We start from the raw sequence: 16,816 nt of genomic DNA, 5'->3' as shown, positions 1-16,816 counted from the left end.
GGGCGTGAAGGCATGCGGTCCATCAGCTTGCCGCCCCATCCGCCGTCATGTCGTTACCGGCTCATCACGCCGAGCCATTCGTTCACCCAGTTCTGGCGGTTTTCAGCCACTTCCTCCGGTGTGAACTCAAGTGTCTCGGCGGGCTTGACCAGTGCGTCGAAGACCGGATTGAGCGGCTTCGACATCGCGCCCGCGGGGAACATCCAGTTGGTTTCCGGGATCGCATCCTGGAAGCCGGGGCCCGTCATGAATTCGAGGAACTGTTTCGCAAGCGGGTTCTCCGCGCCCTTCCTCGTCGCGCCGGCCACCTCGACCTGGAGGTAGTGCCCCTCCGCGAAGGCGGCAGCCTTGTAGCGCTGCGAATCCTCGGCGATCTCGTGGTAGGCTGGCGACGTGGTGTAGGAGAGCACCATCGGCGCCTCGCCGCTGGTGAACAGGCCGTAGGCCTCGCTCCAGCCGGGCGTGACCGTCAGGACGCGCTTCTGAAGTTTCGTCCACGCCTCGACCGCATCGTCGCCATAGACCGCCTTGACCCAAAGCAGCAGCCCGAGACCCGGCGTCGAGGTGCGCGGATCCTGGATGACGATCTTGTCCTCCGGATCGCCATCGACGAGCTCTTTCAGGCTCGCGGGCGGCGTGTCGAGCGCTTCTGTGTCGTAGACGAAGGCGAAGTAGCCGTAGTCGAAGGGAACGAAAATATCGTCGTTCCAGCCGCCGGGAACATCGACCGCGTCGAGCGCGATGCCATGCTCGGCGAAGAGCCCGGTTTCCCTGGCCTCGAACGTCAGGTTCGTGTCCAGCCCGAGCACGATGTCGGCGGCGCTGCCTGCGCCTTCCAGCTTCAGCCTATTGAGAAGCGCCACGCCATCGGCGACGGCCACGAATTCGAGATCGCAGGAACATTCCGCCTCGAAGGCCTTCTCGACCGCGGGGCCTGGCCCCCAATCCGCCGTGAAGCTGTCATAGGTGTAGACGGTGAGCTTTTCCTGCGCGAACGCAGGTGCGGCCATGAGCGAGAGTGCGGACAGGGTGAGAAGAGAATTGCGCATCGGCGCCTCCTTGGTTCGTGTTCAAGGGAAATCAGGCGCCTTCTCAGGAGCGTCTAATCCCTCCGCCGGTATAAGCCGGATCAGGTTCAGCGGGTTGGCAGGGTTTCCCCTTCATGCCTCTCAGCCGGACCGCAATTGCGACCGGCACCCCGTTAGAGCGGGACCAGACATAAAGCCGAGCGAGGCCGAGGGCAAGACCATCTCGCAAGACGAGGCGGCAGTTGGTCTTGCATTGCGCTTTCGCTTTTGTGTCTCGCCATGATAGAGGCGACGCGCATGACGATTTCCATAAACCCTCAGCCCCGATGAGCCGCTTCGCTATCCTGCTCGGCGGCGACGTTGTCGCGACGCCCCGCCTGTCGGCACAGCTCGACGGCACGCGCGTCATCGCGGCCGATTCCGGCATGCGGCATGCGGCGACGCTCGGGCTGAAGCCCGAACTGTGGACGGGCGATTTTGATTCCGTCGAAGACAGCATGCGGGAGGCCAATCCCGATGTTCCGGTGGAGGCATTCCCGCCTGAAAAGGACATGACCGACGGCGAGATCGCCATAGATGCAGCGTTGAAGCGTGGCGCGACCGACCTTCTTCTCGTCGGTGCTTTCGGTGGCGCCCGGGCCGACCACGCGTTCCTGCATCTGACGGCCGCGCTTCGGCTTGCCGAGAGCGGCGTTGCCTGCATGCTTTCGAGCGGTCATCAGGAAGGCTCTCCGGTTCTTCCCGGCAAGACCAGCTATGACTATGATGAGGGAACGCTCTTCAGCATTCTCGCCTTCTCCGATCTCGCAGGCCTGACGCTATCTGGCGCCAAATGGCCGCTGGCTGATCGTGACGTCGTGTTCGGTTCTTCGTTGACGCTTTCCAACGCAGTTGCCGGCCGATTGACGGTCGGCCTCTTGAGCGGTCGCGCCATGCTCGTCGCCCATCCCGTTTCCTAACCCGCATGTGATTCATGGCACCACCGCTTCTCATTCTCGACGGCATCAGGCTGACATTCGGCGGCACCCCGCTTCTCGACGGTGCATCGCTGATGGCGTCCGCCGGTGACAAGATCGCGCTTGTCGGGCGCAACGGGTCGGGCAAATCGACACTTCTGAAGATCGCTGCCGGCATGGTCGAGGCGCAGGATGGCGAGATATTCCGCCAGCCGACCGCCACCATCCGCTATCTTCCGCAGGAGCCGGACTGGTATGGCGCGCAGACCGTGCGCGCTTATGTCGAGGCCGGGCTGGGACCAGCGGACGATCCTTACCGCGCCGCCTATCTGATCGAGAGCCTTGGGCTCACCGGCGATGAAGAGCCGACGACCCTGTCGGGCGGCGAGGCGCGACGCGCGGCACTGGCTCGCGTCATGGCGCCGGAACCCGACATCCTTCTGCTCGACGAGCCGACAAACCACCTCGACCTTTCCACCATCGAATGGCTGGAAGGTGAGTTGATGCGCACCAAGTCGGCGCTGATCATGATCTCGCACGACCGGCGCTTTCTCGAGCGCATCAGCCGGGCAACAGTCTGGCTCGATCGCGGCGTAACGCGGCGGCTGGACAAGGGCTTTTCGCATTTCGAAGAATGGCGCGACCAGATCCTCGAAGAGGAAGAACGAGATCAGCACAAGCTCGGTCGGCAGATCGTGCGCGAGGAGCACTGGCTGCGCTACGGCGTGACTGCGCGCCGCAAGCGCAACATGCGCCGGCTGGGCGATCTCCACTCCATGCGCCAGCAATTCCGTACGCGGCGAGGCCCCGAGGGGCTTGCGACCCTGACCGCGGCCGACAGCCAGGAATCCGGCAAGCTCGTCATCGAGGCGAAAAAGATCGCGAAGAGCTACGGCGATCTCACCGTGGTGAGCGACTTCTCGACCCGTATCCAGCGCGGCGACCGCGTCGGTCTGGTAGGGCCCAATGGTGCGGGCAAGACGACGCTTCTGAAGATGCTGATCGGCCAGCTTGCGCCCGATACGGGCAGCGTTCGGCTCGGCGCGAACCTCGACATCGCGGCACTCGACCAGAAGCGCGAACTCGACCCGACCGAGACGCTCGCGCATTATCTGACGGACGGGCGCGGTGATAGCCTCGTCGTCAATGGTGAGCAGAAGCATGTCGTGTCCTACATGAAGGACTTCCTGTTCAAGCCCGAACAGGCGCGCACTCCGGTTCGGGAACTGTCGGGCGGCGAACGCGCACGCCTCGTGCTGGCACGCATTCTGTCGCGCCCCGCCAACCTTTTGGTGCTCGACGAGCCGACAAACGATCTCGACATGGAGACGCTCGATCTCCTGCAGGAACTCGTGTCCGGCTATGCGGGCACTGTCATCCTCGTCAGCCATGATCGCGATTTTCTCGATCGCACCGTGACCAGCGTCGTCGCGCCGGAAGGCGAGGGGCGTTGGGTGGAATATGCCGGTGGCTACTCCGACATGCTCGCGCAGCGTGGTGGGGCGAAACTCGACGACCGTGCGCCGCGCGCCAGGCAGGCAGAAAAACAGAATGGCGGCTCCGGGGCGTCAGGTATCAAGGCGGCGGAGTCGAAGTCTGCGTCCAAAAAACTGTCCTTCAAGCAGAAGTTCGCATTGGAAAACCTGCCAAAGCAGATGGCCGAGACAGAGGCCAAGATGGCCACGCTCGAAACCAGAATGGCCGATCCGGCTTTCTACAACCGCGACCCGGCAGGTTTCCAGAAAGTGGCCGACGAACTCGATGCGCTGCGGGCAAAGCTCGCGGGCATGGAAGAAGAATGGCTGGAACTGGAAATGCTGCGCGAAGAAATCGAAGGCTAGGACTACCGCGCCACGTTCAGCGCTACTGCAGCGCGGATCAGCGTCTTCAGCGCCTCTTCTTCGATTTCGTCGCCTTCATGGAAGTCGATGGCGCGCCTCGTATTGCCTTCAAGGCTTGCGTTGAAGAGATTGGACGGGTCCTCCAGCGACGCACCCTTGGCAAAGGTCATCTTCACGGCAGCCTTGTATGTTTCGCCCGTGCAAATGATGCCCGCATGCGACCACACCGGAACGCCGCGCCATTTCCATTCCTCGATGATGTCCGGGTCGGCCGCCTTGATCAGGGCTCTGATGCGGGCGAGTGTCTCGCCACGCCAGTCGTTCAGCTCCTTGATCCGCTCGTCGATCAGGTGAGAAGGAGAGGGACCTTCTGCGTCATTCGTACCGCGCTTTGCCATCGTCGCCACCTCGTTTCGTTCGGCCCGTCATGACACTAATGCGGAACGGACGAAGTTGTTACTGTTGCGTGCAGCGGGACACGGTGGTTCGACTGGAACCTGCTTGCCTGCGCATCGTCATGCGCATAATATTTGCGCATTAACAGGAGCATGCCATGCGCAACGAAGCCCCTTCCATCCGCAAAGCCGCGAATCTATCGATCGACGCCACGCTGCTTGCCGAGGCGAAGACGCTGTCGGTAAACATTTCACGGGCGGCCGAGGAAGGTATCGCCAGCGCGGTGCGCGCCGAGAAGGAGCGCCTCTGGAAGATCGAGAATCGCGAAGCGTTGGAGAGCTGGAACGCCTATGTCGACGAACACGGGCTTCCTCTGGCCAAATACCGTCAGTTCTGATGGCGCGATTTGATCTGTTTGAAGCGCCTGACGGCAGTGGAATGCTCGTCGATGTTCAGTCCGATCTTATCGATGTCGCCAAGACTCGGGTGGTCATTCCATTGCTTCCAAGCTCGATCACGCCGCGGGCGATCGGCCGCCTGCATCCCGTCTTCTCGATAGAGGGACGCGACCATGTGTTGGCGACCCACCTGATCGCCACCGTTCCAGGTGAAATTCTCGTCGGCAGGCGAGGCAGCCTCTCCGCGCACCGCGACGAGATCACGGTTGCGCTCGACATGCTGTTTCACGGTTTCTGAATGCTGGCCCTCAGCCAGGAACCCGGTCGGCGTTGAGCCGGCCCGCGAGGCCTTCCATGCGCTCGGCAAGGCTGGCGAGCGCGCCCGTCAGCGCGGCATCGTTCTTGTCGGCCTTGGTGAGTGCGTCGTCGCGCGTCTTGCGCAGGGTGGCGATCTCGCTCTCCATGCCTTTCATGCGCTTTTGCAGTTCGGCCAGCTCGTCTATCACCATGATGCCGGCCATGACGGTGATACGCTGGTCGCCGATCTCGCCGAACGAGCCCTTGAGGTGCGAGACATAGCGGTCGAAACGCCCTGCAAGGTCGATCAGGTGCTCCTGCTGACCCTCGTCGCAAGCCATCCGATAGGCCTTGCCGTCGATCGTTACGGTAACCTGAGCCATTGAGGGCGTCCTATCTGTCGAGCACGGCGCGGATCGTCTCCATCGCCGCGACCAGCCTGCGCGAGACTTCCTTGTTGGCTTCCTCGAGCCGGTCGGCGCGTGCTTCGGAGCTGTCGAGTTCCTGCGCGAGGCGCGCACGGTCCGCGTTCATGCGCTGGACCTCGGCTTCGGCCTCACCATAATCCTGCTCGCGTTCGAGCCGCGCCGCCGCTGCGTCTTCGAGCGTTTCGATCGCCTTTCCGAGGCGATGGATAACTTCCTTGAGCGTCGCTTCCCCGGTCATGGTTTCCGTCCCAGCCGCGCCTGGCTCCGGTCGGCGGCGAATCGCGTACGTTCCTAACGCGTTATAGTGGGAACATTAGGCGCCGGGTGAAGCAGGCGTCAACGAGGCTCGACGCTCTATCCCCTTCTAACGCGTTTGCGACGCTCCGAAAGTCGCGACAAGGCTGCGGAGAGCGCAAAGGGCAGCGTTGACTCATGCCCCGCGCCTGCTATGTGTCCCTCGCCTTTTGCCCCCTTTTTGCGGGCTTTTCTGCCGTCAGAACGACAAGCGAGCGATCATGACCTCACGCGAAATGCACGACCGTATGGCCAATGCGATCCGCTTCCTTTCCATGGATGCGGTCGAGCAGGCGAATTCGGGCCACCCCGGCCTGCCGATGGGCGCGGCCGATATCGCGACCGTCTTGTTCACGCGCTTCCTGTCTTACGATCCGCAGCAGCCGCACTGGGCCGACCGCGACCGTTTCGTGCTTTCGGCGGGCCACGGCTCGATGCTGCTCTATTCGCTCCTCTACCTGACCGGGTATGAGGACATCGACATCGAACAGATCAAGCATTTCCGCCAGCTCGGCTGGAAGACGGCCGGTCACCCCGAATACGGCCACGCGGCCGGTATCGAGACGACGACCGGCCCGCTCGGCCAGGGTCTTGCCAATTCCGTCGGCATGGCGCTGTCGGAGCGTATTCTCAACGCACGCTTCGGCAATGATCTCGTCGATCACTACACCTATGTGCTGGCCGGCGACGGTTGCCTTATGGAAGGCATCAGCCAGGAAGCGCTGTCGCTTGCAGGCCATCTGAAGCTCAACAAGCTGATCGTCTTCTGGGACGACAACAACATCTCGATCGATGGCGCGATCTCGCTGTCCGACTCGACCGACCAGTGCAAGCGCTTCGAAGCGTCCGGCTGGAACACGCTGCGCATCGACGGGCACGATCCGGACGCGATTGCCGCCGCCATCGAGGCAGCACAGGCCTCCGACAAGCCGACATTGATCGCAGCCAAGACCACGATCGGTTTCGGCGCGCCGACCCGCGCCGGCACCAACAAGGCCCACGGCTCGCCGCTGGGTGCCGAAGAGATCGCCGGTGCGCGCAAGGCACTGGGCTGGACTTCCGAGCCGTTCGTTGTGCCGTCCGACATTCTCGACGCCTGGCGCCTTGCCGGCCTGCGGTCTGCCAAAGAGCGCAAGGCGTGGGAGAAGCGTCTCGCAGCAGCCGACGCGGAAACGCGCGCCGAGTTCGAACGCCGCATTCGGGGCGATCTGCCGGCAGGCTTCGATGCAGCCATCGTCGACTACAAGAAGAAGCTGTCGTCCGACAAGCCGAAGGTCGCGACGCGCAAATCGTCCGAGATGGCACTGGAGGTCATCAACGCGATCGTGCCGGAAACGATCGGCGGTTCGGCCGATCTGACGGGCTCGAACAACACCAAGACCAGCCAGACGAACCCGATCAAGCCGGACGATTATTCCGGCCGCTACATCTATTACGGCATCCGCGAGCACGGCATGGCCTCTGCCATGAACGGCATGACACTGCATGGCGGCGTCATTCCCTATGGCGGCACCTTCCTGACTTTTTCGGACTATGCGCGTCCGGCGATGCGCCTCGCTTCGCTGATGGGCATCCGCACCGTTTTCGTCATGACGCACGATTCGATCGGTCTTGGCGAGGACGGCCCGACGCATCAGCCGGTCGAGCATCTTGCGGCCCTGCGTGCGATTCCCAACCACTATGTGATGCGGCCCGCCGACGCGGTCGAGGCGGCGGAATGCTGGCAGGTGGCGCTTGAATCGACCAAGACGCCGTCGACGCTCGCTCTGACCCGCCAGAACCTGCCGACGCTGCGCACCGACCATATCGAGGAAAACCTCAGCGCCCACGGTGCCTACGAGCTTGAGACCGCCGACGGGGATGCCGAAGTGACGATCTTTGCGACGGGTTCGGAAGTCGAGATCGCGGTTGCTGCACGCGCGATCCTGCAAAAGAACGGCCATCCGACCCGCGTCGTTTCCGTGCCCTGCTTCGAACTTTTCGAAAAGCAGTCCGACGACTATCGCGCCGCGATCGTGGGCAAGGCTTCCGTCAAAATCGCCATCGAAGCCGGCATCCGGCAGGGATGGGACGCGATCATCGGGTCCGATGGCATCTTCGTCGGCATGACCGGCTTCGGCGCCAGCGGCAAGATCGAAGACCTTTATCCGCATTTCGGCATCACGGCGGAAAAGGCGGCCGAAGCCGCTGAAAAGCGCCTGTCCGCAAAGCGCTGATCCAGGGAGGCGGCGAAGGCCGCCTCTGTGCTAATCGGTTTTATCCCGGAGGCTGACTGGATTCTTGGCCAGTGCGCCGCTAAGGAGACGCTGCCTTGGCGGTGAGCCCTAGTGGTGCGCTGCCGACGAGTCTTTTCTAGCCCCCTCGGGAGACCGCCACATGACCGTCAAAGTCGCCATCAACGGATTTGGCCGCATCGGCCGAAACATCGTCCGCGCTATCTATGAGAGCGGCCGCAAGGACATCGACGTCGTTGCGATCAACGATCTCGGTCCGGTCGAGACGAATGCGCACCTGCTTCGCTACGACAGCGTCCACGGCCGCTTCCCCAGCGAAGTCAAGGTTGTCGGCGACACGATCGAGGTGGGCTCCGACTCATTCAAGGTCTTTGCCGAGCGTGATCCGTCCAAGCTCCCCTGGGGCGATCTCGGCGTCGACATCGTGCTGGAATGCACCGGTATCTTCACGTCCAAAGAAAAGGCATCGGCTCACCTGACCGCCGGCGCCAAGCGCGTCATCGTCTCGGCGCCCGCCGACAATGCCGACCTCACGGTCGTCTATGGCGTCAATCACGACAAGCTGACCAAGGATCACATCGTGATCTCGAATGCGTCGTGCACGACCAACTGCCTCGCGCCCGTCGCGATGGTGCTGAACGATTCGTTCGGCATCGAGAAGGGCTTCATGACGACGGTTCACGCCTATACGGGCGACCAGCCGACGCTCGACACGATGCACAAGGACCTCTACCGCGGCCGCGCGGCGGCGATGTCGATGATCCCGACCTCGACGGGCGCCGCGAAGGCCGTTGGCCTCGTTCTGCCGGAGCTTAAGGGCAAGCTCGACGGCGTCTCGATTCGCGTGCCGACCCCGAACGTCTCGGTCATCGACTTCAAGTTCGTGCCGAAGCGCAAGGTCACCGTCGAAGAGGTGAACGCAGCGCTGGTTGCCGCCGCCGATGGCAAGCTGAAGAACATCCTCGCCTACACGAACGAGCCGCTCGTCTCGATCGACCTCAACCACAACCCGGCCTCGTCGACATTCGCGCTCGACCAGACCAAGGTCGTCGACGGCGATCTCGTCCGCGTGATGTCGTGGTACGACAATGAATGGGGCTTCTCGAACCGCATGGCCGACACGGCCGTCGCATTCGGCAAGACCATCTGAGCACGGACAGAGGGAGACGCGCCGTGACAGGGTTCCGCACACTCGACCAGGCCGATGTCGCCGGCAAACGCGTGCTGGTGCGCGTGGACCTCAACGTTCCCGTCAAGGATGGTGCCATCACGGACGCGACGCGCATCGAGCGTGTCGCGCCGACGATCACCGAGCTCTCCGAGAAGGGCGCGAAGGTGATCCTGCTGGCGCATTTCGGCCGTCCCAAGGGCGCACCGGATGCGTCGATGTCGCTTGAACCGATTGCCAAGGAAACGGCCTCGGTCATCGGCCGTCCGGTCGCCTTCGCATCCGACTGCATCGGCGATGTCGCCGCCAAGGCCGTTTCTGCAATGAAGGATGGCGACATCCTGCTCCTTGAAAACACGCGCTTCCACGCGGGCGAGGAGAAGAACGATCCGGACTTCGTCAAGGCGCTGGCCGCCAATGGCGATATCTACGTCAATGACGCGTTTTCCGCCGCGCACCGCGCCCATGCCTCCACCGAAGGGCTCGCGCGCGTGCTTCCGGCCTATGCGGGCCGTACCATGCAGGCGGAGCTGGAAGCGCTCGAAAAGGGCCTCGGAACGCCGGTCAAGCCGGTCGTCGCGATTGTCGGCGGCGCCAAGGTCTCGACCAAGATCGATCTGCTCATGAACCTCGTGAAGCGTGTCGATGCGCTGGTGATCGGCGGCGGTATGGCGAACACGTTCCTCGCCGCGCGCGGCACTGCCGTCGGCAAGTCGCTCTGCGAGCACGACCTGGCACCCACGGCCAAGCAGATCATGATCGAGGCGGCGACGGCCGGCTGCGCCATCATCCTGCCTGTGGATGGTGTGGTGGCGAAGGAGTTCAAAGCCGGTGCGTCGAACGAGGCGGTCGACATCGAAAAGGTGCCGGCGGACGGCATGATCCTCGATGTCGGGCCGAAGACGATCGAGACGATCAACCAGTGGATCGAGCGGGCCGCGACTGTGGTCTGGAACGGCCCGCTGGGCGCATTCGAGATCGAGCCCTTCGATAAGGCAACCGTGGCTGCCGCCAAATTCGCGGCGCAGCGCACGAAGGACGGCAAACTCGTCTCAGTGGCGGGCGGCGGCGATACGGTTGCCGCGCTCAACCATGCCGGCGTAGCGGACGATTTCACCTATGTCTCGACCGCCGGCGGCGCCTTCCTCGAATGGATGGAAGGCAAGGATTTGCCCGGCGTGACCGCGCTGTCGGTGTAATCGGCAGGCTGAGCGCGCTTCTTAAACAATTGAAATTGCTTTCAATCGATTCGAAAAAGCCCTCTGCATTCCGTTCTCGGGCCGCATCTGGTAAGCGGCCAGCAAGAGCAATCGGAGTGACACTATGAGCGAACGTCTCGACATCGTGCAGGCTATGACGGCGCAGGCCGGAAACAAGGACGGCTTCATTGCCGCGCTCGATCAGTCGGGCGGCTCCACGCCCAAGGCGCTCAAGCTCTACGGTGTCGATGAGGGTGCCTGGTCGAATGACACGGAAATGTTCGACCTCATCCATCAGATGCGCGCCAGGATCATCAAGTCGCCCGCATTCACAGGCGACAAGGTGATGGGTGCCATCCTGTTCGAGCAGACGATGGACCGCGAGATCGACGGCACGCCCACGGCCCAGTATCTCTGGGAAGAGCGCGGCGTCGTGCCGTTCCTGAAGGTCGACAAGGGGCTGGCGGACGATAAGGACGGCGTCAAGCTGATGAAGCCGATGCCGGATCTCGACGCTCTTCTGGAACGCGCCGTTGCCAAGGGCGTCTTCGGCACCAAGATGCGTTCGGTGATCGATGCTGCGAACCCAAAGGGTATCGCGGCAGTCGTTGCGCAGCAGTTCGAAGTCGGCAACCAGATTCTCGGCCACGGCCTCGTTCCGATCATCGAGCCGGAGGTCACGATCTCGATCTCTGACAAGGCGGAAGCAGAGGACATTCTTCTGGCGGAAATCCAGAAGCACCTCGACGACGTGCCGGCCGGCAAGCAGGTCATGCTGAAGCTGACGCTGCCGGAGAAGGCAAACCTCTACAAGCCGCTGATCGACGATCCGCGCGTCATGCGCGTGGTCGCGCTGTCCGGCGGATATTCGCGTGACGATGCGAATGCAAAGCTGGCACAGAATGCGGGCATGATCGCCAGCTTCTCGCGCGCACTGACCGAGGGGCTTTCCGCGGGCCAGAGCGATGCCGAGTTCGATGCGGCGCTGGGGTCGGCGATCGACAGCATCTTCGAGGCATCCCGCAGCAATTGACGGTCGCCGACCGTCAGCGCCGGGTGATGCATTTGACGTCGATGCTTCACCTTTGCGGGCAAGGGCTGTAAACGCAGCAGCATGGTCCTCCGTGCTCTCCTGTCCTGGCTCGCCTTTCCCGTCTATGTCTGGCAGGGCGTCGCCGTGCGCATGCGCACACCGCGCATGGTGCCGCCGCCGGGGCCGGTCCGGCATCTGATCGAGGGCGCGGAGCCGTCGATCAACCTGCTGGTGCTGGGCGACTCGTCGGCGGCTGGCGTCGGGATCGATCGCACCGACGACGGTCTCGCGGCGCGGCTGGCACGGCTGGCGGCCGAGAAGACCGGTCGCCGCGTCGTGTGGCGCAGCGCAGGCTTCAATTCGGCGACTGCCGGCCAGCTTCGTGACCATGTGGTACCCAATCTCGCGCATGAGGCGTGGGATCACATCGTGCTCACCGTCGGCACCAACGACGCCAAGAACTTTCATACCGTGCACCGCTTCGACCGAGAGTTCGGCCAGCTTCTCTACGCACTGCGCGCCAAATGGCCTGAGGCGCGCATCGTCTGGTCGCCGGTCGTGGAGATGACGCTGGTGCCGGCCCTGCCGCGCGCGCTTGGCAAGGTGCTGGAAATCCGCGCCTCGCTGATCAACGCCATGGGCGAGCGGCTTTGCCGGGAGCGTGGCGTCGTCGCGGCATCGCGCCTGCCGATCATCGATGCGAAGGCGGGGTTTTCGACCGATGGCTTTCATGCCTCTGCCGCGGGATACCAGGCATGGGCGGAACATGTCGCGGAGTTGCTGATCGCCGGCGAACCGGCCGAGCACGGCGTGTCGCCGAGCTAGATATCGTGGCTCAGAAGAGCCGTGAGCGAGATTGCCGCAAGGGCGAGGACCGCGAGCTTCCAGGCGTCGCGGCGCTGGCGCAGGCCCGGCAGGCCGAGCGGCTTGATGATCTGGATGACCATCAGGCCGAGGATCAGCAGGGAAATGACCTTGGACATGGGACTCCGAACGCGCCGATGTTGCGCCCGCCCGTTTGATCAGCATCCTTGGCCTCTGTCAAAGAATCACCATCGGCGGATAGTCGGATGGACGCGGCCGGACGAAGGCGGATAGAACGCCCGCGAGGACGCAATTAGGGAGGAAGACGAACTTGGCATCGCGTTACCATGAGACCTATGCGGGCTGGCAGTCCGACCCGGAGGCGTTCTGGGTGGAGGCAGCGCGCGACATCGACTGGGTTTCGCCGCCAACAACCATCTACTCCGAAGGCGACGGCGTTTATGGACGCTGGTTCACGGACGCGACCTGCAACACGTGCTTCAACTGTCTCGACCGCCATGTCGAAGCCGGCCGCGCCGACCAGTTGGCGCTGATCCATGACAGTGCGATCACCGGCACGCAGCGCACATTCACCTATGCCGAACTTCTCGCCGAGGTCGTCGCGCTTGCCGCCGTGTTGCGTGACCGAAGCGTCGAGGCGGGCGACCGGGTCATCATCTATATGCCGATGGTTCCCGAAGCGGTCATCGCCATGCTCGCCTGCGCGCGGCTGGGTGCTGTCCATTCCGTCGTCTTCGGCGGATTCGCCGCCAAGGAACTTGCGACCCGCATCGACGATTCCAAGCCGAACGTCATCGTGTCGGCGTCGTGCGGATTGGAACCGGGCCGCGTCGTTGCCTACAAGCCGCTGCTCGACGGCGCAATTGCCATGGCGAGGCACAAGGTCCAGCATTGCGTGATCCTGCAGCGTGAACAGCAGCCCTGCGACCTGATCGAGGGCCGTGACGTCGACATGGCGCAAGCTGTCGCGGCTGCAAAGGCTGCGGGCCGCGCTATCGAATGCGTGACCGTCGCCGCCACCGACCCGCTTTATGTGCTCTACACGTCCGGCACGACCGGACAGCCCAAGGGCGTCGTGCGCGACAATGGCGGCCACATGGTCGCGCTCAAATGGTCGATGTGGAACGAGTTCGGCATCAAGCCGGGCGAGGTGTTCTGGGCGGCGTCGGATGTCGGTTGGGTGGTGGGGCATTCCTACATCGTCTATGCGCCGCTTCTGCATGGGTGCACGACGATCCTGTTCGAAGGCAAGCCGGTCGGCACGCCCGACGCCGGCACGTTCTGGCGCGTGATCGCCGAGCACGGCGTCGCCGCGCTCTTCACGGCGCCGACCGCCTTCCGAGCGATCAAAGGGCAGGACCCGAAGGGCGAATTCGTCGGCAAATACGATCTCTCGAAGTTCCGCACGCTTTTCCTGGCGGGCGAGCGGGCGGATCCCGAGACGATCAAATGGGCGGAAGTCCAGCTTAAGATTCCGGTGATCGACCATTGGTGGCAGACCGAGACGGGGTCACCGATCAGTCATAATCCGGTCGGGCTCGGACAACTGCCGGTGAAATACGGCTCGCCTGGCGTGTCCATGCCGGGTTACGACGTGCAAATCCTCGACGATGCCGGCCATGCGGTATCGCGCGGGACGCTCGGCAACGTGGTGATCAAGCTGCCGCTGCCACCCGGATGCCTGCCGACGCTGTGGAATGCCGACGAGCGCTTCCGGCAAGCTTATCTCAACGAGTTCCCCGGCTACTACAAGACCGCGGACGCAGGCTATATCGATGACGAAGGCTACCTCTTCATCATGGCGCGCACCGACGACATCATCAACGTCGCCGGCCACCGGCTCTCGACCGGCGCGATGGAGGAGGTGGTCGCCGAACATCCCGACGTCGCTGAATGCGCGGTCGTGGGCATCGCCGATGCGATGAAGGGGCAGATCCCGTGCGGATTCGTCGTGCTCAACGCAGGCGTATCGCGCGAGCCTGGCGAGATCGAACGCGAGGTCGTGGCGCTGGTGCGCGACCGCATCGGCCCGGTCGCGGCTTTCAAGTCTGTCGTCACCGTCAAGCGGCTGCCCAAGACGCGGTCGGGCAAGATCCTGCGCGGCACGATGCAGAAAATCGCCGACAAGGAAGACTGGACCATGCCGGCGACGATCGACGATCCGGCGATCCTCGACGAGATCACGACAGCGCTGCAAGGCAAGGGTCTCGGAGTGTAACGGGCGCGACATTCGCCCTTTCCTTCGCATCGCCGATCGGTTAGACGGACGACCCTTCCGTCCCATAACCGCCCGGCCGCGACGCTCGTGTTCGCAATGGGCTACGCATTGCGAGCCTTTCCCATGCCCCCTCTGTATTGTGGCGTCGATTTCGGCACCACCAATTCCACCGTTGGTCTTTGTGAACCGGGCGGCATGCCCAGCCTGATCGCGCTGGAGGGCGAGCAGGTGACGATCCCGTCGGCCCTGTTCTTCAGCATCGAGGACGGCAACACATATTTCGGCCGTGCCGCCGTCTTCGAATATATGGACGGCGCGGAAGGCCGCTTCATGCGGGCGCTGAAGTCGATCCTCGGCACGAGCCTGATGAAGGAGACGACGCAGGTCGGCCGCGACCGGATGACATTCCAGGGCCTCATAGGTCGCTTCCTGCGCCATCTGCGCACGCGGCTGGAGGCGGAGACGGGGGGCATTCCGGAATCCGTCGTGCTCGGGCGTCCGGTGCATTTCGTCGACGAGGACGAAACGGCGGACCGCACAGCACAGGATCAACTCGAGGCGGCCGCGCGCGCCGAAGGCTTCCGGCACATCGAGTTCCAGTTCGAGCCCGTTGCAGCGGCAATGCACTATGAGCGCAGCATCAATGGCGAGGAGCTTGCGCTGGTGGTCGATATCGGCGGCGGCACGTCGGATTTCTCCGTGCTCCGCCTTTCGCCGGACCGCGCCCGAGCGAACGATCGGCGCGACGATATCCTCAGCACGTCCGGCGTGCATGTCGGCGGCACGGATTTCGACCGTCAGCTCAATATCGCGAAGGTGATGCCGAATATGGGGCTCGGGTCGCGCACGACCGACGGCAAGCGCCATCTGCCGGTCTGGTATTTCAACGACATGGCGACCTGGCACAAGATCAACCAGCTCTACACGGCGAAGACGCTGCGCGACATCCAGGCGCTGGCTCGCGAGGCTGCGGAGCCTGAAAAGCTGGGACGCTACGAGCATCTGCTGCGCAACCGTTCGGGGCACAGGCTGGCGGCACAGGTCGAGAAGGCGAAGATCGAGCTCACGGAGCTCAGCGCCACCGAGATCAGGCTGAAAGAGACCGGCCTGTCGCTGAAGATACCGGTGACGCGCGATGAATTCGAAATCGCGGCCGCGGAACTGGTCTTGCGCATCGGCGCCGCTATCGAGGAAGCACTCAACAAGGCAGGCGTGCGTGCCGACGCGATCGACACGGTGATTCTGACCGGAGGCGGCGCGCAGGTGCCGGCCGTGCTGTCCGCGGCAACGGCTAAGTTTCCCGATGCGCGCATCGCACAGTCCGACCAGTTCGGGTCGGTGGGGCTGGGGCTCGCGGTCGATGCCGCGCGCAAGTTCGGCGCTGCGCGTTGACCTGAACTCCCCGACCGCCCACTGTCGGGGTGGCATAAAAATCTTGCGATCAGGAGACCTGAATGGCACTCGACGGGAAAACGGCGATCGTGACAGGTGGCGCGGGCGGCATCGGGTTTGCCATTGCGCGGCGCTTCCTGCGCGACGGCGCGCGCGTGGTCATTGCCGACAATGACACGGAACGCGGCGAGGCGGCCGAGGCCGATCTCCTCAAGCTCGGCGAGGCGCGCTTCATTCGCGCCGACGTCGCCAGGAAACTCGACGTCCACAATCTGGTTGCGGCGACGATCGACGCCTATGGTGACATCGACATTCTGGTCAACAATGCCGGAATCGTGCACGCCGCCGACTTCCTCGATCTGAAAGAGGAGGATTTCGACCGGGTGCTGAACGTCAATCTCAAGGGCTCGTTCCTGACCGGACAGGCGGCGGCGCGCTTCATGGTCGACAAGGTCAAGGCCGGCGGTGCTGCCGGGTCGATCGTCAACATGTCGTCGATCAACGCGCTCGTCGCGATAGGCAATCAGGTGCCCTACTCGGTATCCAAAGGTGGCGTGAACCAGTTGACGCGCGTGATGGCGTTGGCGCTCGCGCCCTACGGCATCCGCGTCAACGCGATCGGCCCCGGTTCGATCGACACGGACATGCTTGCAAACGTGAACCACGACCCGGAAGCCAAGGCGCGTATCCTGTCGCGCACGCCGCTGGGGCGCATTGGACAGCCGGAAGAGATCGCATCGATCGCGTCGTTCCTGGCCTCCGACGATGCAAGCTATGTCACCGGCCAGACCATCTATGCCGATGGCGGCCGCCTGCCGTTGAACTACACCGTTCCCGTCGCAGAGGCATAGCGAAGGCTGCTGACGTCAGGCTGTCCGGAGGGTTGTGTCATTGTCGTCTCCCAAGATGAGAGGAGACGACCATGTCCGATACAAATGCCGTTCTTGTCGTGTTCGAGAGTGCGCTGTCCCGGTGGCGCGGGATGCGGGAGGCGGTCCGTACACGCCGCATCGTTTCCAGTCTTCCGGAGCATATCCGCAAGGATATCGGCTGGCGCGACACTGCGCCTGACCGGATGCCAAGCCGCGCGAACTGGTGGTTATGATCCG

Annotated in this window: 18 protein-coding genes and 1 riboswitch; of the genes, 13 read left to right on the top strand and 5 right to left on the bottom strand. The window is 63.4% G+C overall.

Translation table 11 applies throughout. The features are described from left to right. Window positions 1-53: 53 nt before the first annotated feature. Window positions 54-1,049 carry a thiamine ABC transporter substrate binding subunit gene (thiB, locus tag AAFN55_RS19730; RefSeq protein WP_347800682.1) on the bottom strand — a complete coding sequence of 332 codons (996 nt, stop codon included), beginning with the start codon at window positions 1,047-1,049 and terminating at the stop codon, window positions 54-56. Window positions 1,050-1,089: 40 nt separating this feature from the next. Further along, window positions 1,090-1,211, bottom strand: a riboswitch (TPP riboswitch). Window positions 1,212-1,354: 143 nt separating this feature from the next. Between thiB and AAFN55_RS19725 the strand changes: the two genes are divergently transcribed. Both AAFN55_RS19725 and AAFN55_RS19720 read left to right on the top strand, forming a co-directional pair. Continuing rightward, window positions 1,355-1,987, top strand: coding sequence for a thiamine diphosphokinase (locus AAFN55_RS19725; RefSeq protein ID WP_347800681.1), 633 nt, complete (start codon window positions 1,355-1,357; stop codon window positions 1,985-1,987). Window positions 1,988-2,001: 14 nt separating this feature from the next. After that, entirely contained in the window at window positions 2,002-3,825 is a 1,824-nt protein-coding gene (locus AAFN55_RS19720) for an ABC-F family ATP-binding cassette domain-containing protein (RefSeq protein ID WP_347800680.1), read from the top strand. Window positions 3,826-3,827: 2 nt separating this feature from the next. On the opposite strand, the gene AAFN55_RS19715 is transcribed toward AAFN55_RS19720, so the two are convergent. Continuing rightward, the gene (locus AAFN55_RS19715) at window positions 3,828-4,223 is read right to left on the bottom strand and encodes a DUF1801 domain-containing protein (protein WP_347800679.1); all 396 of its coding nucleotides are present in this window, start codon (window positions 4,221-4,223) and stop codon (window positions 3,828-3,830) included. A 155-nt stretch (window positions 4,224-4,378) separates the two neighbouring features. Here AAFN55_RS19715 and AAFN55_RS19710 point away from each other — a divergent pair, with 155 nt between their 5' ends. Together AAFN55_RS19710 and AAFN55_RS19705 are read left to right on the top strand one after the other, a co-directional pair. Further along, a complete protein-coding gene (locus AAFN55_RS19710) occupies window positions 4,379-4,618 on the top strand; it encodes a type II toxin-antitoxin system CcdA family antitoxin (protein WP_347800678.1) in 240 nt (79 codons plus the stop codon). Next, window positions 4,618-4,917: a CcdB family protein gene (locus tag AAFN55_RS19705; protein WP_347800677.1), complete on the top strand. Its 300-nt coding sequence runs from the start codon at window positions 4,618-4,620 to the stop codon at window positions 4,915-4,917. The genes AAFN55_RS19710 and AAFN55_RS19705 overlap by 1 nt, the downstream gene beginning before the upstream one ends. Before the next feature lie 10 nt (window positions 4,918-4,927). On the opposite strand, the gene AAFN55_RS19700 is transcribed toward AAFN55_RS19705, so the two are convergent. Both AAFN55_RS19700 and AAFN55_RS19695 read right to left on the bottom strand, forming a co-directional pair. Further along, window positions 4,928-5,299 (bottom strand): cell division protein ZapA, encoded by a 372-nt coding sequence (locus AAFN55_RS19700; protein ID WP_347800676.1) that lies wholly within the window; start codon window positions 5,297-5,299, stop codon window positions 4,928-4,930. Between the two features lie 10 nt (window positions 5,300-5,309). Then, window positions 5,310-5,582 carry a DUF4164 domain-containing protein gene (locus AAFN55_RS19695; RefSeq protein ID WP_347800675.1) on the bottom strand — a complete coding sequence of 91 codons (273 nt, stop codon included), beginning with the start codon at window positions 5,580-5,582 and terminating at the stop codon, window positions 5,310-5,312. A gap of 277 nt (window positions 5,583-5,859) precedes the next feature. Between AAFN55_RS19695 and tkt the strand changes: the two genes are divergently transcribed. The 5 genes from tkt to AAFN55_RS19670 all read left to right on the top strand — a co-directional run bounded on the left by tkt (window position 5,860) and on the right by AAFN55_RS19670 (window position 12,097). Next, window positions 5,860-7,854 carry a transketolase gene (gene tkt / locus AAFN55_RS19690; RefSeq protein ID WP_347800674.1) on the top strand — a complete coding sequence of 665 codons (1,995 nt, stop codon included), beginning with the start codon at window positions 5,860-5,862 and terminating at the stop codon, window positions 7,852-7,854. 160 nt (window positions 7,855-8,014) lie between these two features. Further along, window positions 8,015-9,022, top strand: a complete 1,008-nt coding sequence (gene gap / locus AAFN55_RS19685) for a type I glyceraldehyde-3-phosphate dehydrogenase (protein ID WP_347800673.1) — start codon at window positions 8,015-8,017, stop codon at window positions 9,020-9,022. 23 nt (window positions 9,023-9,045) lie between these two features. Further along, complete coding sequence (locus AAFN55_RS19680) at window positions 9,046-10,239, top strand: phosphoglycerate kinase (RefSeq protein ID WP_347800672.1); 1,194 nt, start codon at window positions 9,046-9,048, stop codon at window positions 10,237-10,239. A 124-nt stretch (window positions 10,240-10,363) separates the two neighbouring features. Then, window positions 10,364-11,272, top strand: a complete 909-nt coding sequence (locus AAFN55_RS19675; protein WP_347800671.1) for a fructose bisphosphate aldolase — start codon at window positions 10,364-10,366, stop codon at window positions 11,270-11,272. 81 nt (window positions 11,273-11,353) lie between these two features. Further along, entirely contained in the window at window positions 11,354-12,097 is a 744-nt protein-coding gene (locus AAFN55_RS19670; RefSeq protein WP_347800670.1) for an SGNH/GDSL hydrolase family protein, read from the top strand. Here the strand turns inward: AAFN55_RS19670 and AAFN55_RS19665 are convergent. Beyond that, complete coding sequence (locus AAFN55_RS19665) at window positions 12,094-12,255, bottom strand: hypothetical protein (RefSeq protein ID WP_347800669.1); 162 nt, start codon at window positions 12,253-12,255, stop codon at window positions 12,094-12,096. The two genes, AAFN55_RS19670 and AAFN55_RS19665, sit on opposite strands and share 4 nt — an antisense overlap. A 152-nt stretch (window positions 12,256-12,407) precedes the next feature. On the opposite strand from AAFN55_RS19665, the gene AAFN55_RS19660 reads away from it, so the two are divergent. The 4 genes from AAFN55_RS19660 to AAFN55_RS19645 all read left to right on the top strand — a co-directional run bounded on the left by AAFN55_RS19660 (window position 12,408) and on the right by AAFN55_RS19645 (window position 16,812). Then, window positions 12,408-14,315, top strand: a complete 1,908-nt coding sequence (locus tag AAFN55_RS19660; protein WP_347800668.1) for a propionyl-CoA synthetase — start codon at window positions 12,408-12,410, stop codon at window positions 14,313-14,315. 123 nt (window positions 14,316-14,438) lie between these two features. Then, window positions 14,439-15,707 (top strand): Hsp70 family protein, encoded by a 1,269-nt coding sequence (locus AAFN55_RS19655; protein WP_347800667.1) that lies wholly within the window; start codon window positions 14,439-14,441, stop codon window positions 15,705-15,707. Window positions 15,708-15,769: 62 nt separating this feature from the next. After that, complete coding sequence (locus AAFN55_RS19650; RefSeq protein ID WP_347800666.1) at window positions 15,770-16,558, top strand: SDR family oxidoreductase; 789 nt, start codon at window positions 15,770-15,772, stop codon at window positions 16,556-16,558. A 71-nt stretch (window positions 16,559-16,629) separates the two neighbouring features. Continuing rightward, window positions 16,630-16,812, top strand: coding sequence for a hypothetical protein (locus AAFN55_RS19645; protein WP_347800665.1), 183 nt, complete (start codon window positions 16,630-16,632; stop codon window positions 16,810-16,812). Window positions 16,813-16,816: the final 4 nt, after the last annotated feature.

The sequence above is a fragment of the Mesorhizobium sp. CAU 1732 genome (assembly GCF_039888675.1).
Taxonomy (GTDB): domain Bacteria; phylum Pseudomonadota; class Alphaproteobacteria; order Rhizobiales; family Rhizobiaceae; genus Aerobium.
This window is presented reverse-complemented; position numbering and strand designations above follow the sequence as displayed.

Excerpts from the sequence above, each read along its gene's own strand:
- thiB (WP_347800682.1), bottom strand. The coding sequence starts at position 1,049 with ATGCGCAATTCTCTTCTCACCCTGTCCGCACTCTCGCTCATGGCCGCA.
- AAFN55_RS19725 (WP_347800681.1), top strand. The coding sequence starts at position 1,355 with ATGAGCCGCTTCGCTATCCTGCTCGGCGGCGACGTTGTCGCGACGCCC.
- AAFN55_RS19720 (WP_347800680.1), top strand. The coding sequence starts at position 2,002 with ATGGCACCACCGCTTCTCATTCTCGACGGCATCAGGCTGACATTCGGC.
- AAFN55_RS19715 (WP_347800679.1), bottom strand. The coding sequence starts at position 4,223 with ATGGCAAAGCGCGGTACGAATGACGCAGAAGGTCCCTCTCCTTCTCAC.
- AAFN55_RS19710 (WP_347800678.1), top strand. The coding sequence starts at position 4,379 with ATGCGCAACGAAGCCCCTTCCATCCGCAAAGCCGCGAATCTATCGATC.
- AAFN55_RS19705 (WP_347800677.1), top strand. The coding sequence starts at position 4,618 with ATGGCGCGATTTGATCTGTTTGAAGCGCCTGACGGCAGTGGAATGCTC.
- AAFN55_RS19700 (WP_347800676.1), bottom strand. The coding sequence starts at position 5,299 with ATGGCTCAGGTTACCGTAACGATCGACGGCAAGGCCTATCGGATGGCT.
- AAFN55_RS19695 (WP_347800675.1), bottom strand. The coding sequence starts at position 5,582 with ATGACCGGGGAAGCGACGCTCAAGGAAGTTATCCATCGCCTCGGAAAG.
- tkt (WP_347800674.1), top strand. The coding sequence starts at position 5,860 with ATGACCTCACGCGAAATGCACGACCGTATGGCCAATGCGATCCGCTTC.
- gap (WP_347800673.1), top strand. The coding sequence starts at position 8,015 with ATGACCGTCAAAGTCGCCATCAACGGATTTGGCCGCATCGGCCGAAAC.
- AAFN55_RS19675 (WP_347800671.1), top strand. The coding sequence starts at position 10,364 with ATGAGCGAACGTCTCGACATCGTGCAGGCTATGACGGCGCAGGCCGGA.
- AAFN55_RS19670 (WP_347800670.1), top strand. The coding sequence starts at position 11,354 with ATGGTCCTCCGTGCTCTCCTGTCCTGGCTCGCCTTTCCCGTCTATGTC.
- AAFN55_RS19665 (WP_347800669.1), bottom strand. The coding sequence starts at position 12,255 with ATGTCCAAGGTCATTTCCCTGCTGATCCTCGGCCTGATGGTCATCCAG.
- AAFN55_RS19655 (WP_347800667.1), top strand. The coding sequence starts at position 14,439 with ATGCCCCCTCTGTATTGTGGCGTCGATTTCGGCACCACCAATTCCACC.
- AAFN55_RS19650 (WP_347800666.1), top strand. The coding sequence starts at position 15,770 with ATGGCACTCGACGGGAAAACGGCGATCGTGACAGGTGGCGCGGGCGGC.
- AAFN55_RS19645 (WP_347800665.1), top strand. The coding sequence starts at position 16,630 with ATGTCCGATACAAATGCCGTTCTTGTCGTGTTCGAGAGTGCGCTGTCC.